This is a genomic window from Paenibacillus sp. GYB006 (assembly GCF_036577645.1).
Classification (GTDB): Bacteria; Bacillota; Bacilli; order Paenibacillales; family Paenibacillaceae; genus Paenibacillus.
Genome location: NZ_JARBDA010000003.1, coordinates 310,539 through 321,984 on the forward strand (window position 1 = coordinate 310,539; position 11,446 = coordinate 321,984).

Sequence of the window (11,446 nt, forward strand, 5' to 3'; positions counted from 1 at the left end):
CTCTATTCTATCGGCCGCTTCATTCGGTATCATTTCGAATTTCTTTGACTTGATGTGCCAAATCGACCTGAGAGTGATCCAATTCTACTTTCACTGTGCCTTTACGCCGCAATTCTCGCCATTCACTCAATTGTTCTTCCGTCTCTAGCTTGAGTTCAGCAATTTCCTTTGCCCGATCGAAAATGTATTTGGATGTGTAAAGCAATCGATAGATACCTAGACCACCCGAGATAATTGGCTCTTCTCGTTTGATCCATTTTTCGACCGATAACTTCACATAAAGCTTATCTTCCGTTCCCTTTCTAGCAGGACGTTCCTTTATTTCACCTCTCCGTACAACTTTCCAGTCCCTTACCTTGCCATACCAATGAATTCCCGTTTCACCCGTACCCGCGAATTTTCCTTTCGACTGATAAAGAGCAACATACTCAATCTGTGTAAGAATCGTATGGTCGGATATATTTTCAAGGGGTAGATGGTAGTAATGATACTGTAGTGCACTTTCTAATTGAGCAACCTCTCTTAACGATCCTATCAGAACATTTTTACCGGATAACTTATTCTGATAATAACTTTTCGTCCCACGAGGACGCGTTGATCGCTCATATGCTTTTTCTGGACTATCCATAATAATCTCATCCAAAAATGCATCCATTAACTCCGTGGAGTTTGGCAAAAAGGGAAACGCACCGACGTTAACGAGCTCAATACTTTTATAAAATTTATGTTCACGATACGTTTTTTCGTCATGATATGGAAATAGCACGTAAGCTCCAAACATACTTCGCTCTAGCTCCTGCCCCCCATCAGCATACACAATCGCATCTCTATACCTATGCATTGTATTAATATCATCCTCTTCAGGCCCGGGCTGCTTGTACTTCTGATAGTAATAAGATCCTTCATAGGCAGGATTAATCCGATATTTAGCATCAAAGATATATTTGTACTCCATAGCAGACTCATTCTTTTTCAGGGTCAACACATTATCTGGTTTTTGGCCAAGGGTTGCACTACGATCACCACGAGGTAGAGCATTATAGTACAGCGTAAAAATTTCTCCCGTTTTCTGATTACGGTATACCATTTTGGCTGCTTGCGATTTATCCAGCGTAAAAAACATACCCGTACGATTAACCTTAATGATATCTTGTTTTAACAACTCATATTTGCGGGCTAACAGCTCATTAATCTTCAGGAAACACCAGTATTCGTACAGTTGCGCTAAATCCTTCATAGACAATCGGAATAAATCACTGTGTACCGTGAGCCCTTTCATGAGCATCAAGTAACTTCGATATACCTCTCTATATCCTGGTGCCATCTGCAGCACCAGCGTGACGGAGAGTTGTTTCATTTCCCCCACATTCTTCAGAAAATCCAGTTGTAAGAGCCGTTGTAACTGATTCTGCATGGATGTCATTTTCTTATCCAACAAAGGGTCTTGTAGTTTCCCTGATACGGCAAGTTTCATCTTCATCTGTTTCAGTTTCTTAGATACTCGCATTAATACCCATCTAACAAAACGATTCTCCATCGTATCATACTCAGCATGACGTTTCGTTTCGAGGGCATGTGTTGGGTATAGCCGTTGCCCTTGATGCGGAATAAAACCATGCTCTGCATGAGGTGTAAGGAGATGTGGACGTTTTGTTATGTAGGCTATATTCTCTTTGCCGGCTTTCTTTACTTTAGACGCATCGACTACTCTTGGTTCTCTTTCCAGCCTATAATGAGGATTAATATGAATCCGTTCCACTGCTTGCTTAAGCTGATCAAAAACATACTGTAAGATTGTAAAAAACTCCGTAAGACTCTGATGATGTGTCTCTTTTAACCCCGTTAGATGATAGGTTTTCCTCAAAAAATCAAAAGACAAATTATATATCTGCCGATTAATATCACTTAAGATCATCTGGTAATCTCTTTTGTAATCCATCTTAGAGGGATAGATTTCAAATTGCAGCTGGAATAACGGTCGTTCTCGGTATTGAAGTTCCAACTCTGTAAGCCCTACCTCATTCTGAAAATTCAGAATTCCAGAAAGAATCGAACGACCTAGTGGCTTTACGGCCTGACGAATATAAACGTTGTTATGATGAAAAGTAAGTTCTGCCGTTTGCTTTTTCTCAATAACAAGTTCATAGGACTGCGTTTCATAGAATAAAGGGTAGCTTTTGTCCCCTGTCTTCCAAAGAATCAACTTCCCCTGTTCAGGTGAAAAAACATACATATTCTCTAGTACAAGCTCATCCGATAGGATCTCCATCTGCAGGGTGTTCGAATCTATCCATGCTCCTGTATCCTTACGATGGAGTTGTAGAGATTCTACCGTAGGATGATACGGCTTTCCCTGGATATATAGGTTAAAAATATTGGTCTCTATTCGAACGAGCTCTACACTTTGATTAAGAAAGCCAGTATGAGGTGAATCCATCTTCTTCTAACCTCCGTAACATAAAGGCAATCTTTCGTGCGGATTGCGGATATTTCACGTCTACATCCTGCTGCTTTCTGCCGTATTTCAAGTACAATTCAGAAGCATCATCTAGCAGATCCTTAATTGGGATAGACTTACCTAGAGCTTCCTGCATCAGCTGCAACAACACTCTTTTTACAGATAAGCTGCTTCCCTGAATTCTTGGTAATATCTTTTGAAGGAGCTGTCCGTCAAAAGCCATATCTGTGGGTAACAGGTTAAAGCGCTGATTATACACCATATAAAAACATATGGAGTCGCGAATTCGGAAGCCGACATGGGAATGGATTTCTTCGAGAATATTGTTGATTCGTACAAGCTTGTCCGTTGTCGAATGCACCAGTTCTCGATATGTGCTGTACATATCGGATAACTGTAAAAAATCACTTCTCAGAAACAAATTATTTGCCTTAGGAGATGAAAATAATTCTTCCTCATCATAATCAGGATATTGCTGAAGATTAATGTAGTTGAACTCAATCGTGTTGGCGCGATCCAACACCTTTTTGCTGAACGGATGCGTCGTTTCATCCATATTAACCGTTCCAATCACGTAGACGTTATCTGGCAGAGATAAACCGCCGTACAATGGCCGGTCTTCCTCTCTTAATGACTCAGACCCAATCAGGGGAGAAGTAATAATACGGTCACCGTTCCATTCCTGGGTTTCCATGACGCTCAGAATATCGCTAAAGTAATACTCTACTCGTGCCAAGTTCATCTCATCTAGGCATATAAAATAAGGCTTGTCCTTATTCTCCGGCTTCAATGCTTCTACCAGCACTTCTGTTAATCTTCCGGGTCTAAAGACGCCTGCAAGGTCTTTGTAACCTAAGAGGTCAGACGGATCACTCCAGTCCGGCCTAACGGGAATCAAAGTAAATTGTCCGTTATCCATCGTAGCACCTAATGCTTCAGCAAAAAGTTTTACCAGCTTCGTTTTCCCTGTCCCCGATACACCTGCAAGAATAACAAAGGGCTTCGACTTGAGAGACAAGTAGAAGTTTTCCATGAGACCATCTGGATAAAGGAACCCTTTATGATGAATATAGCTTTTCACTTGTTCCAGTTGTTCTTTGACTGTTAATGTCACCGGATTTGGCTCCTTATCTGAAGTAAGTTCTTCTCTACTATGAAGCACAATATCTACATATTGATTATAGTTAGAGACTAAGTTCTGGAGGTCTCGTATAAGCTCGTCATCCTCCGGCAAAGCATCCCGTTCGTATTTGATATAAGCTACGGTAGAAACTTGGTAGTCTCGGCCTAGACCGCTTCTATCCGTGAGAAAGATGTTCTCATCTTTATGTAGTCCTTCTAATGGGATCAAGCTACGAATTTCTTCCGTTTTATTTTTAAGATATTCGTATCCTTTAGTCCTACCGTCTTTTATTGGTTCTGTAACTCCTTGTATTAACGTGAGATAGACAGACTGCATATCTTCGGAGAACAAATAGACGATGTATTCTCCCTTTTGTGTCGTCTGTGTGATTCGTTTGTCCATGAGTGCGATCCAAGGAATAGTTGCCCAGTTGCCTTGCCCAATCGAACCTTGAGTTTTGTAGTGTTCATCTAGAGAGAGCAAATCCACTAACTGATTTGGAATCGTGTTCCTTACTAGGGTGCCTAAAGGGTGCTGAGCAAAAGGTTCTGTTTTGGCTTGGAGATACGTGTTCATCACTTGAGATAAGGCAGCTTGTAAAGAAAAAGAAGGAAGACTTCTACTTAATTCAAGTTTATTATTGTAATTATTCAGCTCTTCCATGGCGTATTCTTTCAGCTCTTTAAGCGTCTCTTCGTTGAACCACTCTGGATTGGCCAAGGTGAGGGTCTGATTAGCTTGATCGAAATTGAGTACAGCTGATAGGGCCTCGATCGGTGTTTTTAGTAGTGCTTTTGTTTGGGCTAGCGTGAAATCATTCCATCCAGAAGCTTTCTGTTCTGGTGGAGTATCTACCGTATTTCCTGCTTCGCTCTCTTGTTGAAAGTATGCCAAGAACTGCTGAGCGATTTGATCTATTGAAGCCTGATACGAGTGAGTTTTCTCATAAAGTTCAATAATGGATAAGATAAGGACCATTTTGTATGATTTTTGTTTGGCTCGAAAAATATTAGAAAGTGCTTCTGGTAGCATGATGACCTCCAAGTAAGAAAACATGATTAATGTAATTATAAAGAAATAAAAGCAGTTTCCCAATTGATTTTAAGGAAACTGCTAACTGTGGACTTATAATATGGTTAACCCAGCTAAGTGAATGGATAGATGAGTACGAACTTTTTACGAAAAAGCACTTTCCAAGACCTCATCCTCAATCTCCAACTTACGACTAGACACAACAATAGACGAAGCTAATTCCTGCTTCTCAGTCAAAATTCGATGGACAATTTCTTCAACTGTCCCTGAAGATAAAAATTCCTTTTCTGCCGTTACAATTGGATAGTAAACTTGAACGGGTTTGTTCTGTCCAATACGGTACACCCGGTCCGTTGCTTGATTTTCAACCGCAGGGTTCCACCACCGGGTGTAATGGATGACGTGATTTGCTGCAGTAATTGTAAGTCCCGTACCCGCTGCTTTCGGTGATAGGATCATAACGTCAAAACCTGACTTCTGATTAAACTGATTTACTACTTCTTGTCTACGATCTGTAACACCATTTATGATGAATGGATTAATATCAAATTTCTCGCGAACCGCATCTCGGATAATCTCCTGCATAAGGCGAAGTTCCGTAAAGATAAGCACTTTTTCACCTTTGTTTTTAATTTCATGAAGTAAGGTGATTGTTTGGGCAAGCTTGGGCACAGCTTCGACTGGTAACGTTTTTTGATTTGGATCAACCAAAGCCGGATGCGAACAAAGTTCTCTTAATTTTTGAATTGCTTGGAGACCCGATAGCATTTTGTTCTGAACTTGAGAAATGATAGCCGAATATAATTGTTTTTGTTCTGTTCCAAGAGAAACAGGCAACTCTATCAATGTCTTAGAGGGTAACTGTCCCGCAAGTTCTTCTGTCTTGGTTCTACGTTTATAGACCATATTAATTCTTGCTAACAATTTCTGCTCTGTCTCCTCATCTCTTTCCTCTGCCTCTAATTTATCCATGAACTCTTTCTTGAACTCGCTCAAACTTCCTAATAGTCCTGGCTGCACATAATCCATAATAGACCAGAGTTCACTCAGTCCGTTTTCTACAGGAGTCCCCGTCATTGCTAGTCTAAACTTCACGTTCATCGCTTTAATTACTTTACTTGCTGCCGTTGTTGGATTTTTAATGGCTTGTGCTTCATCACAAATTAAGGCCTGCCATTCCACCTGTCCAAAAACAAGCTGATCTCTCACTAGTGTCTGATATGTGGTTAAAATAATCGGTTGCTGTTGCAACATTTCTACTTCTTTTAATCGCTGAGTACCTGTATGTACATAGATCATATTAACTAGTGGCTGAGCAAATTTTTGTATTTCTGCAACCCAATTATCTATAAGAGACTTCGGCACCACAATGAGAGTAGGAGTTAACCTGTTCTGTTCATGTAAATAACTTAAAAATGAGACGACCTGAATCGTTTTACCAAGTCCCATATCATCTGCTAAGAGCCCGCCCAATTTACGATAGTGGAGCGATTTCATCCATACAAATCCATCTTGTTGAAATGGTTTTAGTTGTGCATTGAAGAATGTAGGCGGGACACGATCTAAAATCCCTTGATCCATCATTTCCTGTTGCGCCGCCAAAATAGGCTGATTGTAATCAAGCTGTGTTATATTTTCGAAAATCTCCAGTACATACGGTAGTTTAGTAATGTCCACCTCAGGTTTATCACCTAGGATTTGATGAAATCGATCTACCGCTTCATCAAACTGCTCCACATTATGAGGCACTTTGATCCAGTTTCCGTCCAGATTTAAAAACTCATCCCCTGACTCTCTGGCATTGCTCACTAAATCCTTAAATTGCTCTGTTGAAAAGTTTCTGTTCACTTCTCCCTCTGAATCAACTAAAGACACACCCGCATTTAACTCAAACCATCCTCGCCCTTTTTCTTCGGCATGAACATAAGGCTGCGCTTTATACACTCTAATCCCTAGAGATCTGACTCGCTCTCCAAACAAAGATAGATTCAGTTCTTCAAACTCAGATAAAAATGCTTCTGGATTCTCAGCAAAACGTGGGATATTCTGACCCCGAATAGGAGCTTTATGCTGAACTACGCTAGCCTTGTTAATTACATCTGTTGAAACAAAGACCTTCCCTATCTCAGGATCACTATAATAGGCGGTACCTTTACTGGCCATTTCATTCAATAGGTTATTAGGTATTTCATCTTTCGAAAGATACTTAGGGATAATTTCTATTTCATCATTATCGTAAGTTACGTCTAGATCAAGTTGATCTGCAAATTTATAATTCTGTTTCTGTAAGTAACTATCCACAGAAATACCAAGTTGCCTTGCCTGTGATTGCACTTTTGCAACATATGTAAATACTTGCTCCTTATCCATTACATCAGGTAACTGTTGTGACACTAATTGATCAAATTGATATTGAGCTGGACTCATGAGAATAAAAGAGCGGTCAGGTAACTGAAGCCACGGTCCTGTTTGGCGAGAGGTTCTCTCTATATGTTTCAATCCCGGGAGATGCTTTTCTAGTTTGAACTGAAAACGAGGACTCCCTACAAATCCTTCGTGACCGAGAAATAAATCAAGTTGAACGGGCTCTGGTATACCAAGAGTTGCTCTGATTTCTGAAGGAGCCTCAACCAATAACTCATAGGGAAGCAAATATCCATTTTCTGATTCCTGTATTAACTCTTCATACCACATGGATTCAATAAGTTCTAAGATCTCTACATCTGGTTGTTGTCTAATTTCCGCAACTGACATACGAAGTGGGAGAGATAGATTTGTCTGTCCCCTGTCACGAGTTAGTCTGATATTGAGTCCCTGCTGAACTTTGTCCAGTTTCCATTCAATAACATCATATTCCGGTTCCTTGCTACGTTTCTTAAGCTTGCTCCAAAAACTCATAACCTCACCACTATTTCCTTTCTGTATATGAATAGTCTCCATCAAAATATCTCTTCATGTATCTAGTAAATCGATCCATCCATCGATTTTTAGGGATATGATGAAGTTTATTTATAAATAATGGTTCTCCCATCAATTCAATGTCTCTTACTTTTAACATTGATTCTCTATCTGACGTGCCTTTTCTCAAAAACTCATGACTATTAGTCCGAGGTAAAATGAAACGGTCAAAACCTTCTTTATAGTAGAAGTAAACTGCCTTTCCATTCTCCCCAAACTCTACAACCACAAAGTTTTCAAAATATAGGAATATCACCTTGGGATCGTTTGCTCTTTTTAATGTTTTCACATCAACCATTACACGTAAATAATTTTTCCAATATTTAAATCTTTCAGTATCAAAGTAGTCTTCAAGCACAGCTTGCACTAACCATTTGTTAACCTCTTGGCGGGTCTGTTCTAGTAAGAATATCCAGTCCTCATCCCGTTCTCTTGGATCATGAAGTCGTTTTAACGCTTGATTCATGACTTGTAAATCAAATTCCTCAAATGTACGGTTTTCAAGATATTTCTTAAGCAGACCTTGATATTGTTCGATAGAATACTTTTCAAGCATTTGAGTAATGTAAACTATTTTATTTTTTTCTATGAATCCCTTACTACCAAGACCTTCTTTTAATCTTTCATAAACTAAGTAATCTTCTAAAGGTGTCTCTGGTTTGATTTTTATTTTCTTTAGAAATTCAGATATATTAGGATCTTTATCAATCATGACCTGCAAAAGACCTTGTGCAATTCCTGATTTATGCATGAAAGCAGGGAGCAGCATTACCTTTAAATCAGCTTCTGAATAATCTGAGTATATAAAAGAAATGTCTTCATCTTTAAGTAAAAATCTTCGCAACAAATCCTCAGTATAAATATGCTTGTATTCTCTTTGAAACTTTTCCCAGATCATATTAGCATTCCCGGGAGTATAGCCACTAGCTAATACCATATTAATCTTCTTTTGAACTTGGCCTGATTCTTTAGAGTAAGGGTAGCTATACGTTAAGACAGAAAAGTCCCTCCTATTAAACTCAGACGCCAACTGCTCCAAACGATCTTCAGCAGTATTACGGATCATTTCTAAAATTTTAGGAAGTCGCAGATAACTTATCTGTGAAGCTGTGAGCATATCTATGTCACGATACTTCTCTTCTACTTTCTTTCTTACCTCAGACAATTTAGTAGGTGTAAATGCGAAATGAAAAATATATGATTGCTCATCCATCTGTCTCCACCATTAACCCTTGTAATTTTTCAAGTAATTGCTCATCTTTTAACCGGAATTTAAATTCCACACGGCGAGACTTATCCTGATCCATCTTTCCATTCTTATCAAGAATCGGTACACTGAATGAACGTCCGTTGGCAGTAATTACTGCTTTAAGTTCCTCTTGGTATGCAAACTTCGAGAAGGTCGGAGCAAACACTTCCTCAACTACAGATAACGCCCGATCTTGAGAAAGTTTCAAATTGTATATATAGCCGCCGTCACTGTCTGTATGGCCTTCTACAATAATCTGAGCTATTTCATCGCGAAATTGGTCAGATAATAAAATTTCAATGTATTTGGGTATGAACATTTCGAGATATTCTGTTCCTTTTGCTGAGACAGTACTACTATCTTTATTAAAGAACACTCCGCCAGAGAAACGAATTGCCCCTGTCTGCTTATCTATTTGTAAATCTAAATTGGAGTCTTGGAATGCAAGCATCAATTCTTCAATAATTTTAGATTTCACCCCAACTACCTCTTCAATAAGCTGATTATTCTGGCTAATGACTTCTTCCTTCTCTTTAAGTGCCTCTGCCGCTTCATCCATTGCTTGTTTCTGCTGCTCGTATGCATTTTGGGTGTCATACATTGTAATCATAATGACAAGTGCAAAAATGATTAGTAACGCTGACATCAAATCCGTATAGGAAATCCAGGAACTTTCTCCTTCTTCACCTACATTGCTACTCCCTTTTTTACCTCGTGTCCCTCGTGCCACTAGTAAACCTCCTCACTTATACGTTTGTAGCACGCTTAGCCTGCTTATTTATTTCAATGACTGATTGCTTAAGTTCTTGTATTACATCTGGCATATCTACTAAACCATCTCTCATGGAATCTACACCCTTAGCAAGTAGATTAACGGAGGTTGTAAGCTCTTCATCAAACTTCTCAAACGTTCTCATGATTCCCCGGTGCATATCATCCGTAAATTGATTCATTGAAGTGCTAAGCTGCTTACTTAACTTATTCATTGTCTCTTGGTTTTCCGACCATATTGAACCCAGATCCTCTACGCGCTCATCCATTCCTTCGACTTGTTCTACTAGATTAGTTTGTATACGATCAACCAGTTGATCAAATGCCTTCCGATCTTTTTCTGCTTGTTGTAGCATATCACCCATTTTTTCCTGCAGATCATTATATTGAACGGCATTTTTCTCAAAATGAATAAGTAGTTTGCCAAGTTCCTCACTTGAGCTTTGAGTATGATTAGCCTGTTCCGAAAGGGAAACTGCTAACTTTTCTTGACTTGATGACATTTCAGAAATACGATCTAGATTTTGACCCAATAACTCTTGCACTTCTACTTGTCTTTCAGTCTGATTCACAATTGATTCCACATTTGTTTGAAGCTTGGTGATATGTTCTGAAAAATGCTCATTAAATACATTTCTTTCTTCGATCATATTCCCTAACAAGCTACTAGTTGCTGAATGCAATTGGCTATTCGTGGAAGTCGTGTCATTTAACTGAGCAACCGTTCCTTCGAGTACCTGCTGGTAATTCGTTATATTATCGGTATAGTTATGTATCTCATGGGTAAGTACAGTAGTCTTTTCAACCATTTCTGATTGATTTTTGGCTGCTTGCTGCATAGAGTCTACCAATCCGGTCATTTCTTCATGAACTTTCTTTTGCCATTCCACAGTCGCGTGTAGGGCGTCTCCTAATTGCTTCATATGTTCCCCTGTTATCTCATTCAATGAGGTCATTACATCTGAGGTCAGCTGTTTCACCCCGTCCATCTGGTTTACAGAAGCACTTGTAATTAGCTCATTCATCAATTCCTGAGTTTGTACCATGGGAGGAAGCAACGCCTGCTCTATGCTTTGATTAAAACCGCTAACCATTTGAGGAATCATCTGCTCTGACATAAAAGTTTGAAGATCATTCATCTGATTCTTTTGGTTTTCTAACATTTGCACTAGAAACACATTCTGATCCTGAGTAGGGAAGGCTTCGTCGAATGCATCACGAATTTCAATATAAGCATCTAGTAAATTTCTAATAAATATTGTTTTGTCCAAAAACTGCCAAATTATAGATAGGGCAATACCTACTATAGAAGATAAAAATTTAAACTGCATACTGTTAAGTAACAAACTAACGCCATCTCGCATATTTTCAGAATTTGAGTTTAAATCAAGAGATCCCACTCCAACAGATATACTGTAGAATGTTCCCAATAATCCAACTGATAAAAATATCCCAGGAAGGAGCTCCACCATTCTTCTTCTTCCATACTTTTGAACCAGCTCTTCTTCTAAAAAATAATCATAAGTATCAGGAGGTATCTTATGTGTTGTCCCCATATACTTTTGGTAAAAAATTGCCCAAGCATGTTTTAAGTGTTTTTGTATGAATCTACTATCCTTTTCTTCCTCTAACCACTCATTCATCTGAATAAAGCGTTCAGTCATTTCTGATTCAGTCTCTAGTTCAGATAGTTTATTTTTTATTTTATTTGAATCATTGTTAACTTCCCTATAGTCTTTAACTTTAAAATACAGCTCACCCAAAAATAAAATTACATTAACTGCTATAAAAAGGTATATTGCGTTCACCTAAAACTCCTCCACATGTTCTAAATTAATTAAATTAGTTATCCAGA

6 protein-coding genes are annotated in these 11,446 nt (G+C 38.9%); all 6 read right to left on the reverse strand.

Features of this window, described 5'->3' with window-relative positions:
- Positions 1–19: 19 nt before the first annotated feature.
- A complete protein-coding gene (locus PV403_RS10165) occupies positions 20–2,437 on the reverse strand; it encodes a DUF2357 domain-containing protein (protein WP_332084501.1) in 2,418 nt (805 codons plus the stop codon).
- Positions 2,409–4,613, reverse strand: coding sequence for an MrcB family domain-containing protein (locus tag PV403_RS10170; RefSeq protein WP_332084502.1), 2,205 nt, complete (start codon positions 4,611–4,613; stop codon positions 2,409–2,411). Before PV403_RS10170 ends, PV403_RS10165 begins: the two co-directional genes overlap by 29 nt.
- Before the next feature lie 144 nt (positions 4,614–4,757).
- Complete coding sequence (locus PV403_RS10175) at positions 4,758–7,553, reverse strand: DEAD/DEAH box helicase (RefSeq protein WP_332084503.1); 2,796 nt, start codon at positions 7,551–7,553, stop codon at positions 4,758–4,760.
- On the reverse strand, positions 7,522–8,784 hold the full coding sequence (locus PV403_RS10180; protein WP_332084504.1) for an EH signature domain-containing protein: 1,263 nt from the start codon (positions 8,782–8,784) through the stop codon (positions 7,522–7,524). Before PV403_RS10180 ends, PV403_RS10175 begins: the two co-directional genes overlap by 32 nt.
- The gene (locus PV403_RS10185; RefSeq protein WP_332084505.1) at positions 8,777–9,550 is read right to left on the reverse strand and encodes an OmpA family protein; all 774 of its coding nucleotides are present in this window, start codon (positions 9,548–9,550) and stop codon (positions 8,777–8,779) included. Before PV403_RS10185 ends, PV403_RS10180 begins: the two co-directional genes overlap by 8 nt.
- A 16-nt stretch (positions 9,551–9,566) precedes the next feature.
- Entirely contained in the window at positions 9,567–11,399 is a 1,833-nt protein-coding gene (locus tag PV403_RS10190; RefSeq protein ID WP_332084506.1) for a hypothetical protein, read from the reverse strand.
- Between the last annotated feature and the right edge of the window lie 47 nt (positions 11,400–11,446).